The following is a 17,737-nucleotide window of genomic DNA, read 5'->3' on the forward strand; positions in this document are numbered from 1 at the left end:
CAAGGGGCAGGGCAGTAGCCCCGAACCCTGATGAGCGGGGGAGCGCTCGGCGTACGGTGTCGGCGTGACGACCGAAGACCTGGGCAAGACCCTGCGCCGTCTGCGCCGTCTGGCCGGACTGACACAGGAAGAGCTGTCAGAGCGCTCCAACGTCTCTGTGGACGTGATCCGTCAGCTTGAGCAGCAGCGCAAGCACTCGGCGCGTCTCCCTACGCTTCACGCCCTGGCGAACGGTCTCGGGGTGGAGCTGACAACGCTCCTGGGTGACCCCCCTGCGGTCTCGTCCAAGGGAGAGACGGACGGCCCCAAGTTCGTAGCGATGCGCCGGGCGGTCATGCCCGCGCTCTGGGGACCTGAGCCGCAACCGCCGGCCTCTGACTTCTCCCTGGACTCCCTGCGTGAGCAGATCGCAGACGGCTGGACGCGGTATCACTCGGCTGAGTTCGACGCAGTGAGCTCTTTCAGAGTGGCCACTGATCGGGTGACGGGCCAGCGTCCCGCAACGCACGAGGCTCCTGTGCCGTTGAGAGAGGTGTTCGACGTCTCAACTCATCAGCGCAGGAGCCTCGTTGGTTCCCTATCCTGCCGCACTCGACCTGCCTCATGCTCTGGTCGAGTGGGTATCCATGCTCATCGTCACCCGTGAGGGTGACCGCCGCTGCAAGCTGCCGCCCCACCAGCGTGCTCTTGTGGGCCTGGTCTACCTTCGCCGGCACGACACGCTCGCGCAGATCGCCGCCGGCTTCGGCATATCCGTCGGCACCGCCCACGCCTACGTCACGGCCGTCGTCGAGCATCTGTCCGGCCGGGCGCCCGGTCTCCTGCGGGTCCTGCGCGAGGCCGATCCGGACTACGTCCTGCTCGACGGGACGCTCGCTGAGTGTGACCGGGTCGGCGACAGCCGGGCGGACTTCTCGCAGAAGCACCGCCGTCACGGCGTGAACGTGCAGGTCGTGGCGGATGCCGCGGGCAAGCTGCTGTGGATCTCGCCCGCGCTGCCCGGCCGCACGCACGACCTGACCGCGGCCCGTACCCACCGCATCATCCGGATCTGCGAACGCCAGGGCGTCCCCGTCCTCGCCGACCGCGCCTACATCGGCGCCGGCCCCTGGGTGACCACACCGATCAGACGGCTTCCCGGCCGGGACCTCACCACGACCCAGCAGACGATCAACCGGGCCCTGTCGGCGGCACGGGCGCCGGTCGAACGAAGCATCGCAAGGCTGAAGTCCTGGCGAATCTTCCGCCGGGCCCGCTGCAGCCCCAACCGCATGACCGCCATCGCCGCAGCCATCCTCACCCTTGAGCGTCAACGCTGAAAATGCTCAGTGATGGACGCTCTGCCCTCCCTGATCGGGGACGCTCGCTCTGTCTCGGCCTCAGCCGACCAGGAGGAGCGGGGGGAAGGGTTCGCGGCTCTGGGTAAGGCGCTGCAACTCGCCGGACACGTCGCCGTACGGATGGGGAAGACAGACCTGGCGCTCATCAGCCTGGAACGGGCGATAGACGCTGCTGCCCAGTCCTCTAACCCGCTGCTGCTGCCCATGCTCGTGAACTCCACTGCGTGGACCTACCAGAGGCAGGGACGCCTCGAAGACGCTCTGTCCATCGCCCTGAGGGCTGCGGACGACATGAAGAGCGCGGGGAACGCAGAGACCGCAGACGGACTCAAGGTCTGGGGCGGACTGACGATGAGCGCCGCTACGTCGGCGGCGAGGAGCGGTGACTATGACCGCGCAGCGGACCTTATGGAACGTGCGGAGAAGGAAGCCGCACGGGTTGCCAAGCTCCCTGAGGGCGGCGACAGCCGCATGGTGAGCGTGTTCAGTCCGTCGTCGGTCCGCATCGAGCGTGTACGTCTCGCCGTCCAGTACGGCCACCCTCACGACGCGTTGGCGCTCGCCAAGGGAATGTGGCTCAGGAAGGACACTCCGCCGTCCTGGCGTACGTGGCTGCTCCTGGACGTGGCGCGTGCTCATACGGACACCGGAGACGCTGCCGGGGCGGTCAAGACACTTGAGTCCCTGCGCAAGGTGGCACCGACGTGGATGCAACACCACACGTTGGCTGTCGCGATCGTCCGTGACTTGTGGTCGCTCCCCAACCATCCCCCGGGGCTCAGGTCGTTGGCTGAGTTCCTGGGGGTCGTCAGCTAAGCGATCAGAACTAGGACGTTGCGTCCCTGTAAGCGATCACGCCAACTCGATTGCATGAGAGGTCAGCGCTCCGGCGACCGCGCGAACGGCCCCGGAGCTTGGCCGACTGCAAGGAGTCGACACGTGAACGCTACCGCGCAGGGCGCAGCGGAACAGGTCCCGGAACAGACGATCCCGCTCGACGTCCAGACGATGCGGGCAACGGCCCTGAGGCTGCTCGGGGATGACGCGGAGCGTCTGCCCCTGGAAGAGCTGGACAGCCTGACTCAGGCGCTCCGGGGGATGCTCATGCTGCTTCTCCCTGAGGTGACCGCAGCAGCCGACAGGCACCCCAAGGGAGACATACCCCGTATCTGCGCCCTGGTGGGCGTTGAGGAAGCCTGGCGACGGCTCAGGACCCGTTCCGCGCCTGCTGCTTCCCCGTGGGCTCTGAGGCACGCTCAGAGGCTCGCACGGTCCGTCGTGGCGCTCACCGACCACTACGTGAACCTGGGCGGGCAGGCATGAGCCAGACGCTCTACTACTGCCGTGGCTGTGAGGGCGTGATCACGGAGGAAGCTGACGCGGTGTTCCTCTGGCACGAGCCGGGGAGCAGCGGTCCGGGAAGGGACGTCTACGCCCACCGTGAGCACATCCACCAAGTGAGGGAAGACGAGACCGCTATTCGTCTCCTGGCGCGCATCCTGGTAAAGCGCCTGACGTCTCCGGATGCGGAGTGGCGTAAGACTCTCTGATCTCCCAGACATACCGATACCCCCATGCCCTGAGTGAAGGGTGTGGGGGTATTCGCGTATCCGGAATCTGTCCTTCTTGGTTGTCAGTGCTCCGTGGGACTCTAGAAGTGGCTCGAAAGACGAGACCAACACACTAGGAGGAAACATCAGCACAGCCGTACGCAAGCGCGCCGACAAGCTCAAGGCCGGCGACTACGTCAAGGGAACGAACAACAAGCCCGTAGAGATTCTGTCGATTGAGGAAGGGGTCAACCAGGACGGAAAGAAGTACCGCATCCTGAGGCTGTACCCGCGCTCCATCATGGTTGTAAAGGATTGGAGGTTCCTGGACACTTACCCCGCACGAGGCAAGTAACTCCACCTCCGATATGTGGATGCCTCGAAACTCGGAGGTGTTGGCATTTGTAGTTGGTGGTGTCGACAGGGGTAACTGCAACTGGTCCAGAGCACCCATGAAACTAGGGGTAATAGATAGAATTACCCTTTGGGTATCTATTCAGTAGCCTTATTTAGTCAAGAATCAAAGGAATTTGGTATTGAGTAGATATCCAGGGTTTTCATATCCCTATCTACTCAATATTGAATTCCCTAATTACTTCTACCCCCTTACCCCCCATGTGGAGAGTTTGAAGATCGTACAGGAGGTACGGGAATTCGTCAAGGGGAGCCAGGGGGGCGCCGGGAAAGCCGCTGTGCGGCCGTGTGGGGCGCCAGGAGGGCGTGAGGGTATCCCAGGGGGGAGGGAATCGACTTCCGAGGACTCCCAGGCGCCGCTGTAGCCGCGCGAGCGGCTATATGGGCGCGGGGACGTGAAACGGGTAACCAGGGATGGCATGGGATATGCGGAGACGTATTCATAACCAGGGAATCCATATAGGTCTGACCAGAGCTGCGCAGCAGCGATGGGAGACCAGAGGGTTACCAGGGATCCCCAATCCCCATTCCTGGTTTTCCTCTGGTTATCAAAATGATTCCCCTGCATCCCTTACGTCTGTGGCTCTGCCGCTGGCGTATTGTTTAGGTCTATCTATTTACTCTCTTTCTCTTTCTCTCTATCTATTTAGTAGCTCATCAGTGACCTACCCCCCAGTTCATCAGTGACCTACCCCCCAGTTCATCAGTGACCTACCCCCCAGTTCATCAGTGACCTACCCCCCAGTTCATCAGTGAGCATTTTCAGCGTTGACGCTCAAGGGTGAGGATGGCTGCGGCGATGGCGGTCATGCGGTTGGGGCTGCAGCGGGCCCGGCGGAAGATTCGCCAGGACTTCAGCCTTGCGATGCTTCGTTCGACCGGCGCCCGTGCCGCCGACAGGGCCCGGTTGATCGTCTGCTGGGTCGTGGTGAGGTCCCGGCCGGGAAGCCGTCTGATCGGTGTGGTCACCCAGGGGCCGGCGCCGATGTAGGCGCGGTCGGCGAGGACGGGGACGCCCTGGCGTTCGCAGATCCGGATGATGCGGTGGGTACGGGCCGCGGTCAGGTCGTGCGTGCGGCCGGGCAGCGCGGGCGAGATCCACAGCAGCTTGCCCGCGGCATCCGCCACGACCTGCACGTTCACGCCGTGACGGCGGTGCTTCTGCGAGAAGTCCGCCCGGCTGTCGCCGACCCGGTCACACTCAGCGAGCGTCCCGTCGAGCAGGACGTAGTCCGGATCGGCCTCGCGCAGGACCCGCAGGAGACCGGGCGCCCGGCCGGACAGATGCTCGACGACGGCCGTGACGTAGGCGTGGGCGGTGCCGACGGATATGCCGAAGCCGGCGGCGATCTGCGCGAGCGTGTCGTGCCGGCGAAGGTAGACCAGGCCCACAAGAGCACGCTGGTGGGGCGGCAGCTTGCAGCGGCGGTCACCCTCACGGGTGACGATGAGCATGGATACCCACTCGACCAGAGCATGAGGCAGGTCGAGTGCGGCAGGATAGGGAACCAACGAGGCTCCTGCGCTGATGAGTTGAGACGTCGAACACCTCTCTCAACGGCACAGGAGCCTCGTGCGTTGCGGGACGCTGGCCCGTCACCCGATCAGTGGCCACTCTGAAAGAGCTCAGTGACCTACCCCCAGTTCATCTATGACCTACCCCCTGTTTGATGAACATAGAGGGGGAGTCATGGCGCTCGTAGGGCTGGTTCGAGTCAGCACCGACAAGCAGGAGACCGCACGGCAGCACGACGCGCTCAATGCCGCAGGGTGCGTCAAGGTCTTCGAGGAGAAGATCTCCGGCAAGCTCAAGGTCTCCGAGCGTCCCGGTCTGAGCGCAGCCCTTGAGTACATGCGCCCCGGCGACATGCTCACCGTCCAGGAAGTTGACCGGCTCGGCCGGAACCTCCTTGAGGGACTGATCATGCTTACGGACCTGTTCGAGCAGGGCTACGCCGTCAAGGTTCTCGATGGCATCGCTGTCGGGGAGCACACCGAGCGCAGCCTGATCCTGGATCTTGCTCTGGCTCTTGCGGAGGACAGGCGACGCGACATCTCTAAGAAGACGAAGAACGGACTGGACGCAGCAAAGGCACGTGGACGTGTAGGAGGACGACGTCCCGTCATGTCTGACGTGCTGACTGCTCAGGCCGTAGCCCTGCGGGACAAGGGGTTCACGATCCGGCAGATCCAGCCGCACCTGACGTACAAAACGGCCGGCGGTGAGACCCGTAACCCCTCTGTCGGTGCCATCTCTCAGGCGCTCAAGGCGCACGACGGCGAGTAGCCGCAGCGCCTCACGGGACCCCTGCCAACACGGTGGGGGTCTTCTGCTGCTCCCTATAAACAAGTACCGCCATGGGCCCGCACCTGCCCATACTCGAAACGTGTTCCTGACAATCTCCACCACCGGCAATGAACAGAACCCCGCCACTGACCTGGGGTTTCTGCTTCATAAGCACCCAGCTCGGGTCTTCTCAGCTAGTACGTCCCACGGCACCGCGCACGTCCTCTACCCGGAGGCGCGCGCCGAGCTGTGCACCGCGGCGCTCCTCCTGGAGGTGGACCCCGTGGCGCTGGTGCGCCGCGGCAAGGGCAAGGGTCGGGGCGGCGCCCCCGACGCCGCCCTCGCGCAGTACGTGAACGACCGGCCCTACGCGGCGTCCTCGCTGCTGGCCGTCGCGCTCGCCCGGGTCTTCAAGACCGCGCTGCACGGCGTGTGCCAGGCGATGCCCGAGCGGGCCGCCGCTCCGATGCCGCTGCGGGTCGAGATTCCCGCGCTCCCCGCCCGGGGCGGCGCCGACCTCGTGCGCGCCCTCTTCGGGCCGCTGGGCTGGAGCACGGTGGAGGCCGAACCGGTCGCGCTGGACGGGGAGTTCCCCGAATGGGGCGACTCGCGGTACGTGCGTCTCGTGCTCGAAGGCGAACTGCGGCTCGCGGACGCCCTCAACCAGCTGTACGTGCTGCTGCCCGTGCTCGACGACGCCAAGCACTACTGGGTCGCGCCCGACGAGGTCGACAAGCTGCTGCGCGCCGGGGACGGCTGGCTCGCCGGTCACCCCGAGCGGAAGCTGATCACCGCGCGCTACCTCTCGCGCCGCTGGGGCCTGGCCCGTGCGGCGACGGAACGCCTCGAGCTCGTGCGGCTCGCCGAGTCCGAGGGGCTCGACGTCGAGGACGTCGACAACGCCGTCGACGAGACCAGCGACACGGAGGAGCGGCCGGTGCCGCTCGCCGAGCAGCGCAGGGACGCGATCCTCGCGGCGCTGCGTACCGCCGGAGCGGCCCGGGTGCTCGATCTCGGCTGTGGGCAGGGCCAGTTGGTGCAGGCGCTCCTCAAGGACGTGAGCTTCACCGACGTCGTCGGCGTCGACGTGTCCGTACGAGCGCTGAACATCGCCGCGCGCCGCCTGCGGCTCGACCGGATGGGGGAGCGGCAGGCCGCCCGCGTCACGCTGCTCCAGGGCTCGCTCGCGTACACCGACAAGAGGCTCGCCGGGTACGACGCGGCCGTGCTCAGCGAGGTCATCGAGCACCTGGACCTGCCGCGGCTGCCGGCCCTGGAGTACGCGGTGTTCGGCGCGGCCCGGCCCCGTACGGTCCTCGTGACCACGCCGAACGTCGAGTACAACGTGCGCTGGGAATCGCTCCTGGCCGGGCACGTCCGGCACGGCGACCACCGCTTCGAATGGACCCGGGAGGAGTTCCGGGGCTGGGCGGAGGGAGTGGCAGGACAGCACGGGTACGGCGTGGAGTTCGTCTCCGTCGGCCCCGACGACCCCGAGGTCGGACCGCCCACCCAGATGGCCGTCTTCACCCGTACCGACGAGACCTTGAAGGAGGTCACGGCATGACCCGCACCCTGCCCGTCACCGACCTGTCCCTCGTGGTGCTCATCGGCGCCACCGGCTCCGGCAAGTCCACCTTCGCCCGGCGGCACTTCAAGCCGACCGAGATCGTCTCCTCCGACTTCTGCCGGGGGCTCGTCGCCGACGACGAGAACGACCAGTCGGCCAGCAAGGACGCCTTCGACGTCCTCCACTACATCACCGGCAAGCGGCTGGCCGCGGGCCGGCTGACCGTCGTCGACGCCACCAACGTGCAGCAGGAGGCGCGGCGTCAGCTGGTCCAGCTGGCCAGGTCGCACGACGTGCTGCCGATCGCGATCGTCCTCGACCTGCCCGAGGAGGTGTGCCGCAGCCGGAACGCCGGCCGTCCCGACCGGGCGGACATGCCCGCGCACGTCATCCAGCGCCACCGCCGGGAGCTGCGCCGATCGCTGCGCGGACTGGAGCGGGAGGGCTTCCGCAAGGTCCACGTCCTGCGTTCCGTCGAGGAGGTGGAGGCCGCCGGGATCGTCCTGGAGCGCCGCTTCAACGACCTTCGTCACCTCACCGGCCCCTTCGACATCATCGGTGACATCCACGGCTGCCGGTCCGAGCTGGAGACCCTGCTCGCCAGGCTCGGTTACGAGGACGGCCACCACCCCGAGGGGCGTACGGCGGTCTTCGTCGGTGACCTTGTCGACCGGGGCCCCGACTCGCCGGGCGTCCTGCGCCGCGTGATGGGCATGGTCGCCTCGGGCGACGCCCTGTGCGTCCCCGGCAACCACGAGAACAAGCTCGGCCGCTGGCTGAAGGGGAAGAAGGTCCAGCAGACGCACGGGCTGGCCGAGACGATCGAGCAGCTGGAGGGCGAGAGCGAGGAGTTCCGGGCCCAGGTCGCGGAGTTCATCGAGGGGCTCGTCAGCCACTACGTCCTCGACGGCGGCGCGCTCGTCGTCTGCCACGCCGGTCTGCCGGAGAAGTACCACGGCCGGACGTCCGGCCGGGTGCGTTCGCACGCGCTGTACGGGGACACCACCGGGGAGACGGACGAGTTCGGCCTTCCGGTGCGCTACCCGTGGGCGGAGGAGTACCGGGGCCGCGCCGCCGTCGTGTACGGCCACACGCCCGTACCGAACACCTCGTGGATCAACAACACCATCTGCCTCGACACCGGAGCCGTCTTCGGCGGGAAGATGACCGCGCTGCGCTGGCCGGAGCGCGAACTCGTCGACGTACCGGCCGAGCGGGTCTGGTACGAGCCGGCCCGGCCGCTCGTGACCGAGGCGCCCGGTGGGCGCGAGGGGCGCCCCCTGGACCTGGCGGACGTGCACGGCCGGCGGATCGTGGAGACGCGGCAGCTCGGCAACGTCGCCGTGCGGGAGGAGAACGCGGCGGCGGCCCTGGAGGTCATGAGCCGGTTCGCCGTCGACCCGCGGCTGCTCGCCTACCTGCCGCCGACCATGGCCCCGACCGCCACCTCGCGCGTCGAGGGGTACCTGGAGCACCCGGCCGAGGCCTTCGCGCAGTACCGGGCGGACGGCGTCGAGCGGGTCGTGTGCGAGGAGAAGCACATGGGCTCCCGGGCCGTGGCCCTGGTCTGCCGCGACGAGGAGACCGCGCGCGAACGCTTCGGCGTCAGCGGTGTGACCGGCGCCCTGTACACCCGTACCGGACGCCCCTTCTTCGACGACCAGGACGTCACCGAGCAGGTCCTCGACCGGCTGCGGACCGCGATCGGCGCCGCCGGGCTGTGGGACGAGCTCGCCGCGTCGGACAGCGCCTCGGGCGCGGGGGACTGGCTGCTGCTCGACGGCGAGCTGATGCCGTGGTCGCTCAAGTCGGCCGGGCTGCTGCGCTCGCAGTACGCGGCGGTCGGCGCCGCCTCGGGCGCCGCCCTCCCCGGGGCGGTCGCCGCCCTGGAACAGGCGGTGGCGCGCGGGGTCGGGGGGCTCGACGGGCTCCTCGCCAAGCAGCGCGAACGGCAGGTGGACGCCGCCGCGTTCACCGAGGCGTACCGCAGGTACTGCTGGCCGACCCAGGGCCTGGAGGGGGTGCGGTTCGCCCCGTTCCAGCTCCTTGCCGCGCGTGGCCGCTCGCTCGCGGCCGTACCGCACGACGAGCAGCTGGCCTGGCTCGACCGGCTGGTCGAGCACGACCCGACCGGGCTGCTCCAGGTCACCCGCAGGTTCGTCGTCGACACCGGCGACGAGGACTCGGTCCGCGCGGGCACCGACTGGTGGCTGGAGCTGACCGGAGCCGGCGGCGAGGGCATGGTCGTCAAGCCGTTGGCGGCGCTCGTCCGCGACGCCAAGGGGCGGCTCGGGCAGCCGGGCGTGAAGGTGCGCGGGCGGGAGTACCTGCGGATCATCTACGGCCCCGAGTACACCCGCCCGGAGAACCTGGAGCGGCTCCGGCAGCGCTTCCTCGGCCACAAGCGGTCACTGGCGCTGCGCGAGTACGCGCTGGGTCTGGAGGCGCTCGACCGGCTCGCGGACGGCGAACCGCTCTGGCGGGTCCACGAGGCCGTCTTCGCGGTCCTCGCCCTGGAGTCGGAGCCGGTCGACCCGAGGCTCTGACCGTCGACGCGAGGCTCTGACCGTCGACGCGAGGCTCCGACCGTCGACCCGAGTCTCCGATCGGGGAACCGGATGCCTGTGGGGGCGCAGGGGCGCCGACAGCGGCGCTCCCCTGCGCCCCGCGTGCTCGTTGACGCCGTCGTACCACCCCCCTAGCGTTCTTCACCCCATGAGGTCACGCGCCACCACGGCGCCAGGCATCACACAGGGGGTCCGAGTGAGCAGTGCGGGAGTGAACGGGGGGATCCACCGGTTCGTCGTCGCGGGCGACATCTGCGGGTCCGGCACTCTCACCACGGCCGAGCGGAGGCTGCACCGCGCGGCGACGTACACGGCCTTCGACGAGGCGTACAGCTCGGTCGGCGTCGAGCCCGGAACCTTCCACCAGGAGGACCGGGGGGACGGGTTCCTCGCCGCCCTGCGCCCCGACGTGTCGCCGACGCTCATGGTCGGGCGGTGGACCGACACCCTGTACGAGAGCCTCCGTGCCCACAACACGGGCCGGAGCCGACGGCTGCGCCTGCGGATCGGCATGGCCGCCGGGCCCGTGGTCCGGAACCGGCACGGGCTCGCCGGGCGGCCGGTGGACCTCGCCGCGCGGCTCTGCGACAGCCCCACGGCCCGGCGGATCATGGCCGGGGCGCCCGAGGTCGACCTGCTCGTCGTGGTCTCCGACTGGCTGTACGGGAACGTGGTCGTCGAGGGCGGCCGGTACGTGGAACCGGATCACTACCGGCGGGCCGGCATCCGGTCCGAGGAGACCGGCGAGGCCGCCTGGTTCCACACGCCGGGCAGGGCCGCGCCGCCGCTGACGGCGCCCGGCGCGTCCCGGGCCTCCCGCGCCGCCCCACCTCCGTGCCCGCCGTCGACCTCGCCGTCGACCTCGCCGTCGACCTCGCCGTCGCCCTCGCCCTCGACCTCGCCCTCCTCGTCCTACTGATCCGCGTTCCGACGGCCCGAAAGACGGGCCCCGGCCGCCCCGCTCCGTCAGGATGGGCCCATGGGTTTCCACGTCGATTCCGAGACCGGGCGGCTGCGCCGCGTCATCCTCCACCGCCCCGATCTGGAGCTGAAGAGGCTCACGCCGTCCAACAAGGACGCCCTCCTCTTCGACGACGTGCTCTGGGTGCGCAGGGCCCGCCAGGAGCACGACGGCTTCGCCGACGTGCTGCGCGACCGCGGAGTCGAGGTGCACCTCTTCGGGGACCTCCTGCGGGAGTCCCTGGAGGTGCCCGAAGCCCGTGCGCTGGTCCTGGACCGGGTCTTCGACGAGAAGGAGTACGGTCCGCTGGCCGCCGACCACCTGCGGGCCGCGTTCGACTCGCTGGACGCCGGCACGCTCGTCGAGGCGCTCGTCGGAGGCATGACGAAGCGGGAGTTTCTGGCGGCGCACCGGGAGCCGACGTCGGTCCGCTTCCACGCCCTCGATCTGGACGACTTCGTCCTCGGGCCGCTGCCGAACCACCTCTTCACCCGGGACACCTCGGCCTGGATCTACGACGGCGTCTCGATCAACGCGATGCGCTGGCCGGCCCGGCAGCGCGAGACGGTGCACTTCGAGGCGATCTACCGGCACCACCCGCTCTTCACGGGCCCGGAGGCCGGTCCGTTCCACCGCTGGTCGGAGGGGCAGCGCGACTACCCGTCGACGATCGAGGGCGGGGACGTCCTGGTCATCGGCAACGGCGCCGTGCTCATCGGGATGAGTGAACGCACCACTCCGCAGGCGGTGGAGATGCTGGCGCGGGGTCTGTTCGCGGCCGGTTCCGCGCGCACGATCGTCGCGCTCGACATGCCGAAGCGGCGCGCGTTCATGCACCTGGACACGGTGATGACGATGGTCGACCAGGACACGTTCACCCAGTACGGGGGGCTCGGCATGCTCCGCTCGTACACGATCGAGCCGGGTGACGCGGGTCAGTCCCTGCGGGTCACCGACCACCCGCCGGAGCAGATGCACAGCGCGATCGCGGCGGCCCTGGGGCTCCAGGACATCCGGGTCCTGACGGCGACGCAGGACGTGCACGCGGCGGAGCGGGAGCAGTGGGACGACGGGTGCAACGTGCTCGCCGTGGAGCCGGGGGTGGTCGTGGCGTACGAGCGGAACGTCACCACGAACACGCACCTGCGCAAGCAGGGCATCGAGGTGATCGAGATCCCGGGCAGCGAGCTGGGCCGGGGGAGGGGCGGGCCGCGCTGCATGAGCTGCCCGGTGGAGCGGGACGCGACCTGAGCGCGCGTCGCGCGGCGCGGGCGGCGCGGGAACGCGGGCCGCAACGAGGGGCTGTATATAAATGCTGATGTTCGTATAGACTTCCAAGGGTTCGAGACCGCCGTCCCCACGACCCGTACCCCCAGGAGCGCGTCCCATGGCCACAGACCTCATCGGCCGCCACTTCCTCAAGGAGCTGGACTTCACCGCCGAGGAGTTCCGCGGCCTGCTCGCGCTCGCGGCCGAGCTCAAGGCCGCCAAGAAGGCGGGCGTCGAGGTCCAGCGGCTGCGTGGCCGGAACATCGCCCTCATCTTCGAGAAGACCTCGACCCGCACCCGCTGCGCGTTCGAGGTCGCCGCCGCGGACCAGGGTGCCTCCACCACCTACCTGGACCCCTCCGGCTCCCAGATGGGCCACAAGGAGTCGGTCAAGGACACCGCCCGCGTCCTCGGCCGGATGTTCGACGGCATCGAGTACCGGGGTGACAGCCAGGCCGCCGTCGAGGAGCTCGCCGCCTTCGCCGGAGTCCCCGTCTTCAACGGGCTCACCGACGACTGGCACCCCACCCAGATGCTCGCCGACGTGCTCACCATGACCGAGCACTGCGACAAGCCGCTCGACGGGATCGCCTTCGCCTACCTCGGCGACGCCCGCTTCAACATGGGCAACTCCTACCTGGTCACCGGCGCCCTGCTCGGCATGGACGTACGGATCGTCGCCCCGGAGGCCTACTGGCCGACCGAGGAGATCGTCGCCGCGGCCCGCAAGGTCGCGGAGGCCAGCGGTGCCACGATCACCCTCACCGAGTCCGTCGCGGAGGGCGTCCGGGGCGCCGACTTCGTCGCCACGGACGTGTGGGTGTCGATGGGCGAGCCCAAGGAGGTCTGGGACGAGCGGATCGCCGCCCTCGCCCCGTACTCCGTGACCATGGACGTGCTGCGGGCCACCGGGAACCCGGACGTCAAGTTCCTGCACTGCCTGCCGGCCTTCCACGACCTGGGCACGGCCGTCGGTCGCGACATCCACGCCCGGCACGGACTGACCGAGCTGGAGGTCTCGGACGAGGTCTTCGAGTCGGCGCACTCCGTCGTCTTCGACGAGGCCGAGAACCGGATGCACACGATCAAGGCGGTCCTCGTGGCCACCATGGCGGGCCCTGTCGAGGGGGCGCAGGCATAGCTTTACGCCTGTTCGGGTGGATATGCGTGTTGCGGCTTTTCGTCGCATCCTTCAGGGGGGTTCGGGCATGCATGGCCGAACCCCCCTCACGCATGCACCACCAGAGATGAGAGCCCCCGCATGTCCTCGCGGTGATGTACGGGCAGACCCGCATCCTGCTGTCGATGTCCCGCGACGGGCTGGTGCCCCGGATCTTCGAACGGGTCTCGCCGCGCACCGCGGCCCCGGTGGCCGACACCTGGATCGTCGCCGCCGTCTTCGCGGTCCCGGCCGCCTTCGCCTCGCTCGACGTGGTCGTCAACCTGACCACGCTCGGCACGCTCGCCATCATGGCGGTCGTCAACCTCGCGGTGATGGTGCTGCGCCGTCGCGATCCGGGACTGCGGCGCTCGTTCCGGGTGCCGTTCCATCCGCTGAGCCCGGCGCTCGGCATCGGCTTCTGCCTCTACCTGATCTGGGGCACGGGCTGGACGACCTGGGTGCAGTTCGCCGTGTTCCTGGTCGTCGGCGCGCTGGTGTACGCGTTCTACGGGCGCCGCCACTCTCGGCTGGTCACGGCTCCTGAGGACGGCGCTGCGCGGGTATCCCCGGGAGCGTGAACCAGACCGCCTTGCCGTGCGCGGTGGGGCGGTGGCCGCAGTCGCTGCTGAGCGCGCGGATGAGGAGGAGGCCGCGGCCGTGTTCCTGCCAGGGGTCGACCTCGGTGTCGGGCTCGGGGCAGACGAGCTCGCCGGGGCGGGGCGGCTCGGAGTCGTGAACCTCGATCTGGCAGCCGCCGGGGGCGGAGAGCAGCTCGACGACCAGCTCGATCGGGCCCCGGCCGGCGGTGTGCTCGACGGCGTTGGCGACGAGCTCGGCGGTGAGCAGCTCCGCGGTGTCGCTGTCGGGGAGGTCGGCGACGACGGGGTCGATGTCGTTGAGCGCGGTACGGATCAGGGCGCGGGCGATCGGCACCGCGGCGGTCGTGTGGGGCAGCCGGAGGCGCCAGGAGGTGGCGGGTCCGACGGCGGCGGCTCCGAGGGGGGCGGGTCGACTGGTGGCGGGTCCGATGGTGGCGGGTCCGATGGCGGCGGCTCCGATGTCGGGAGTTCCGGGTCCGGAGGCTCCGGGTCCTGTGTCGGCAGGTCCGGATCCGGTGTCGGCGGGTCCGGTGGCTTCGGGCATGGGGCAGGGCTCCCTTCACCGAGGGGGGCGGGTGGGCGAGTGGGGCGGGGTATCCCGAGACGTCCTGGTTTCAACCTTACGAGGCGCAAAATCCGGTTCCCAGGGCACCCCTCCCCGGTCGGTAGGGACTTCGGTCACGAACCTGCCGGGACCTTGTGAGGTCGGAGCTCACACCCCCTTTATCGCGTACTCGTGACGACAGTCACAGTACGGTGATACCCTCCGAACGGAGGAAGGAGGCCGTTCCGGATGAGCCCCTTTACCGGATCCGCGACCCGCACCGAACGCTGGCGGCACCTGCGCCTCGATCTCGACGAGGGCGTCGCCACCGTGACCCTCGCGCGCCCCGCGAAGCTCAACGCCCTCACCTTCGGCGCCTACGCCGACCTGCGCGACCTGCTCGCCGAGCTCTCCCGCGAGCGGACCGTCCGCGCGCTCGTCCTCGGCGGGGAGGGGCGCGGCTTCTGTTCGGGCGGAGACGTCGACGAGATCATCGGCGCCACGCTCGACCTCGACACCGCGCGGATCCTCGACTTCAACCGGATGACCGGCCAGGTCGTCCGGGCGCTCCGCGAGTGCCCGTTCCCGGTCGTCGCCGCCCTCCACGGCGTCGCGGCGGGCGCCGGGGCGGTCCTGGCCCTCGCCGCCGACTTCCGGGTCGCGGACCCCACGACCCGCTTCGCGTTCCTCTTCACCAGGGTGGGCCTGTCCGGCGGCGACATGGGTGCGGCCTATCTGCTGCCCCGGGTCGTCGGCCTCGGTCACGCCACCCGGCTCCTCATGCTCGGCGAGCCCGTCCGGGCCGACGAGGCGGAGCGCATCGGCCTGCTGAGCGAACTGACGGAGGAGGGTGCCGCCGACACCCGCGCCGCCGCCCTCGCCCGCCGCCTCGCGGACGGCCCCGCGCTCGCGCTCGCCCAGACGAAGGCCCTGCTCACGGCGGAGCTGGACATGCCGCTCGCCGCGGCGATCGAGATGGACGCGGCGACGCAGGCCCTCCTGATGCACGGCGAGGACTACGCCGAGTTCCACGCGGCCTTCACGGAGAAGCGCCCCCCGGCATGGCAGGGCCGCTAGCGATGACGGCCGCCGCCACGGCAGGACGACCGCAGACCACCGGGCCGCTCCCGCCGACGGGACCGCCGCCGGCCGAGCCGCCGCGGGGGCCACTCCAGGCGGCCGAGCCGCTGCCGACCCCAGGACCGCCCCCTCCCTCCCTCCCCCCACCCCTGCGGATCGCCGTCATCGGCGGCGGCCCCGGTGGGCTCTACGCCGCCGCGCTCCTCAAGCGGCTCGACCCGTCCCGTGAGGTCACCGTCTGGGAGCGGAACGCGCCCTCCGACACCTTCGGCTTCGGTGTCGTCCTCTCCGATGAGACCCTCGGCGGCATCCGGGACGCCGACCCCGCCGTGTACGAGGCGCTCCGCCGCGAACTCGTCCGCTGGGACGACATCGACGTCGTCCACCGGGGCCACCGCACCACCTCCACGGGCCACGGCTTCGCCGCCCTCGGCCGCCGCCGCCTCCTGGAGCTCCTGCACACCCGCTGCGCCGAGCTCGGCGTACGGCTCCGCTTCCGCACCGAGGCCCCGCCCGCCGCCGAGCTCGCCGCGACCCACGATCTCGTCGTCGCCGCCGACGGCGTCCACAGCCGCACCCGCGAGGCCCACGCCCGGCACTTCCGCCCCCGGATCACGACCCACCGCTGCCGCTACATCTGGCTCGCCGCCGACTTCCCCTTCGACGCCTTCCGCTTCGAGATCGCGGAGACCGAGCACGGTGTGATGCAGCTCCACGCCTACCCCTTCTCCTCGGATTCCTCCACCGTCATCGTCGAGATGCGCGAGGAGGTGTGGCGGGCCGCCGGGTTCGACGAACTCGACGAGGCCGAGTCCACCGCCCGCTGCGCCAAGATCTTCGCCGAGGCGCTCGGCGGCCGGGAGCTGCGCTCCCACCGCTCCGCCTGGACCGCGTTCCGTACGGTCGTCAACGCGCGCTGGTCGTACGGCAACACGGTCCTCATCGGCGACGCCGCCCACACCGCCCACTTCTCCATCGGCTCCGGCACCAAGCTGGCCGTCGAGGACGCCCTCGCGCTCGCCGGCCGCCTCGACGAACACGCCACCCTCGCCGAGGCGTTGACCGCCTACGAGGCCGAGCGTCGCCCCGTCGTCGAATCCACCCAGCGGGCCGCCGCCGCCAGCCTCCACTGGTTCGAGGAGCTCGCCGACCGCGTCGACCGCCCGCCCCGCCGCTTCGCCTTCGACCTCCTCACCCGCAGCCGCCGCGTCACCCACGCCAACCTGCGGCTGCGCGACCCGGCGTTCACGGCCACCGTGGAACGCGACTTCGGCTGCCCGCCCGGCGTCCCGCCCATGTTCACCCCGTTCCGGCTGCGCGGCCTGACCCTCCGCAACCGGATCGTCGTCTCACCCATGGACATGTACGTCGCCGAGGACGGCGTCCCCGGCGACTTCCACCTCGTCCACCTGGGCGCCAGGGCCCTCGGCGGCGCCGGACTCGTCATGACCGAGATGGTCTGCGTGAGCCCCGAGGGCCGCATCACCCCCGGCTGCACGGGCCTGTGGACCGACGAACAGGCCGACGCCTGGGCCCGGATCACCGCCTTCGTCCACACCCGGGCCCCGGGGACGGCGCTCGGCGTCCAACTCGGCCACTCCGGCCGCAAGGGCTCCACCCGGCGCATGTGGGAGGGCATCGACCAGCCCCTGCCCGAGGGCAACTGGCCGCTCGTCGCCGCCTCGCCCCTCCCGTACCGGGCGGGCGTCAACCAGACCCCCCACGCCCTCGACCGCGCCGGACTCGCCGCCGTACGCGAGGAGTTCACGTCCGCCGCCCGGCGGGCCGCCCGCAGCGGCTTCGACCTGCTCGAACTGCACGCCGCCCACGGGTACCTGCTCTCCGGCTTCCTCTCCCCGCTCACCAACCACCGCACCGACGCCTACGGGGGCGACGTCGACGGCCGGCTCCGTTTCCCGCTCGAAGTCTTCGACGCCGTACGGGAGGTGTGGCCCGACGAGCGCCCCCTCACCGTCCGCGTCTCCGCCACCGACTGGGCCGACGGCGGCACGAGCCCCGAGGACGCCCTCGCGGTCGCCCGTGCCTTCGCCGCCCATGGAGCCGACGCGATCGACGTCTCCACCGGCCAGGTCGTCCCCGAAGAGCGCCCCGAGTACGGCCGCTCGTACCAGACCCCGTACGCCGACCGGATACGCGGCGCGGTCGGCGTCCCCGTCGTCGCCGTCGGCGCGATCTCCTCCTGGGACGACGTCAACTCCCTGCTCCTGGCGGGCCGCGCCGACCTCTGCGCCCTCGCCCGCCCGCACCTCTACGACCCGCACTGGACCCTCCACGCGGCGGCCGAACAGGGCTACGAGGGCCCGGCCGCACCCTGGCCCGCCCCGTACCGCGCGGGCAGCCGCCCGCCCCCGACGGGCCGTCGCGAGTAGAGGG

Annotated in this window: 14 protein-coding genes and 3 pseudogenes; 15 read left to right on the forward strand and 2 right to left on the reverse strand. The window is 70.0% G+C overall.

Annotated features, from left to right (window positions below; all coding sequences use genetic code 11):
- Window positions 1–64: 64 nt before the first annotated feature.
- The 6 genes and pseudogenes from OG580_RS27755 to OG580_RS27780 form a co-directional block, all read left to right on the forward strand.
- Window positions 65–454: pseudogene (locus OG580_RS27755) on the forward strand (helix-turn-helix domain-containing protein); the annotation flags it as partial.
- 115 nt (window positions 455–569) lie between these two features.
- Entirely contained in the window at window positions 570–1,319 is a 750-nt protein-coding gene (locus tag OG580_RS27760; protein WP_267041591.1) for a transposase, read from the forward strand.
- A gap of 6 nt (window positions 1,320–1,325) precedes the next feature.
- Window positions 1,326–2,156, forward strand: a pseudogene (locus OG580_RS27765) (tetratricopeptide repeat protein); the annotation flags it as partial.
- Between the two features lie 123 nt (window positions 2,157–2,279).
- Window positions 2,280–2,663, forward strand: coding sequence for a DUF6415 family natural product biosynthesis protein (locus tag OG580_RS27770; protein WP_267046380.1), 384 nt, complete (start codon window positions 2,280–2,282; stop codon window positions 2,661–2,663).
- Window positions 2,660–2,890, forward strand: a complete 231-nt coding sequence (locus OG580_RS27775) for a hypothetical protein (protein WP_267046381.1) — start codon at window positions 2,660–2,662, stop codon at window positions 2,888–2,890. The genes OG580_RS27770 and OG580_RS27775 overlap by 4 nt, the downstream gene beginning before the upstream one ends.
- Before the next feature lie 76 nt (window positions 2,891–2,966).
- Entirely contained in the window at window positions 2,967–3,245 is a 279-nt protein-coding gene (locus OG580_RS27780) for a hypothetical protein (protein WP_267046382.1), read from the forward strand.
- 821 nt (window positions 3,246–4,066) lie between these two features.
- On the opposite strand, the gene OG580_RS27785 is transcribed toward OG580_RS27780, so the two are convergent.
- Window positions 4,067–4,816, reverse strand: coding sequence for a transposase (locus OG580_RS27785; protein WP_267041591.1), 750 nt, complete (start codon window positions 4,814–4,816; stop codon window positions 4,067–4,069).
- 139 nt (window positions 4,817–4,955) lie between these two features.
- Between OG580_RS27785 and OG580_RS27790 the strand changes: the two genes are divergently transcribed.
- The 7 genes and pseudogenes from OG580_RS27790 to OG580_RS27820 form a co-directional block, all read left to right on the forward strand.
- Complete coding sequence (locus tag OG580_RS27790; protein ID WP_267046383.1) at window positions 4,956–5,591, forward strand: recombinase family protein; 636 nt, start codon at window positions 4,956–4,958, stop codon at window positions 5,589–5,591.
- Window positions 5,592–5,691: 100 nt separating this feature from the next.
- Window positions 5,692–7,158, forward strand: a complete 1,467-nt coding sequence (locus OG580_RS27795) for a 3' terminal RNA ribose 2'-O-methyltransferase Hen1 (protein ID WP_267046384.1) — start codon at window positions 5,692–5,694, stop codon at window positions 7,156–7,158.
- On the forward strand, window positions 7,155–9,707 hold the full coding sequence (locus OG580_RS27800) for a polynucleotide kinase-phosphatase (RefSeq protein ID WP_267046385.1): 2,553 nt from the start codon (window positions 7,155–7,157) through the stop codon (window positions 9,705–9,707). The genes OG580_RS27795 and OG580_RS27800 overlap by 4 nt, the downstream gene beginning before the upstream one ends.
- 217 nt (window positions 9,708–9,924) lie before the next feature.
- On the forward strand, window positions 9,925–10,647 hold the full coding sequence (locus tag OG580_RS27805; RefSeq protein ID WP_267046386.1) for a hypothetical protein: 723 nt from the start codon (window positions 9,925–9,927) through the stop codon (window positions 10,645–10,647).
- A gap of 60 nt (window positions 10,648–10,707) precedes the next feature.
- A complete protein-coding gene (locus OG580_RS27810; RefSeq protein WP_267046387.1) occupies window positions 10,708–11,940 on the forward strand; it encodes an arginine deiminase in 1,233 nt (410 codons plus the stop codon).
- A gap of 136 nt (window positions 11,941–12,076) precedes the next feature.
- Window positions 12,077–13,099: an ornithine carbamoyltransferase gene (gene argF / locus OG580_RS27815; protein ID WP_267046388.1), complete on the forward strand. Its 1,023-nt coding sequence runs from the start codon at window positions 12,077–12,079 to the stop codon at window positions 13,097–13,099.
- Window positions 13,100–13,221: 122 nt separating this feature from the next.
- A pseudogene (locus tag OG580_RS27820) lies at window positions 13,222–13,698 on the forward strand (APC family permease); the annotation flags it as partial.
- On the opposite strand, the gene OG580_RS27825 reads toward OG580_RS27820, so the two are convergent.
- Complete coding sequence (locus tag OG580_RS27825) at window positions 13,652–14,149, reverse strand: ATP-binding protein (protein WP_267048149.1); 498 nt, start codon at window positions 14,147–14,149, stop codon at window positions 13,652–13,654. The pseudogene OG580_RS27820 and the gene OG580_RS27825 sit on opposite strands and share 47 nt — an antisense overlap.
- A 363-nt stretch (window positions 14,150–14,512) precedes the next feature.
- Here OG580_RS27825 and OG580_RS27830 point away from each other — a divergent pair, with 363 nt between their 5' ends.
- Together OG580_RS27830 and OG580_RS27835 are read left to right on the forward strand one after the other, a co-directional pair.
- Window positions 14,513–15,340, forward strand: a complete 828-nt coding sequence (locus OG580_RS27830; protein WP_267046389.1) for an enoyl-CoA hydratase family protein — start codon at window positions 14,513–14,515, stop codon at window positions 15,338–15,340.
- Window positions 15,325–17,733 carry a bifunctional salicylyl-CoA 5-hydroxylase/oxidoreductase gene (locus OG580_RS27835; protein ID WP_267046390.1) on the forward strand — a complete coding sequence of 803 codons (2,409 nt, stop codon included), beginning with the start codon at window positions 15,325–15,327 and terminating at the stop codon, window positions 17,731–17,733. Before OG580_RS27830 ends, OG580_RS27835 begins: the two co-directional genes overlap by 16 nt.
- Window positions 17,734–17,737: the final 4 nt, after the last annotated feature.

The organism is Streptomyces sp. NBC_00094 (genome assembly GCF_026343125.1).
Classification (GTDB): Bacteria; Actinomycetota; Actinomycetes; order Streptomycetales; family Streptomycetaceae; genus Streptomyces.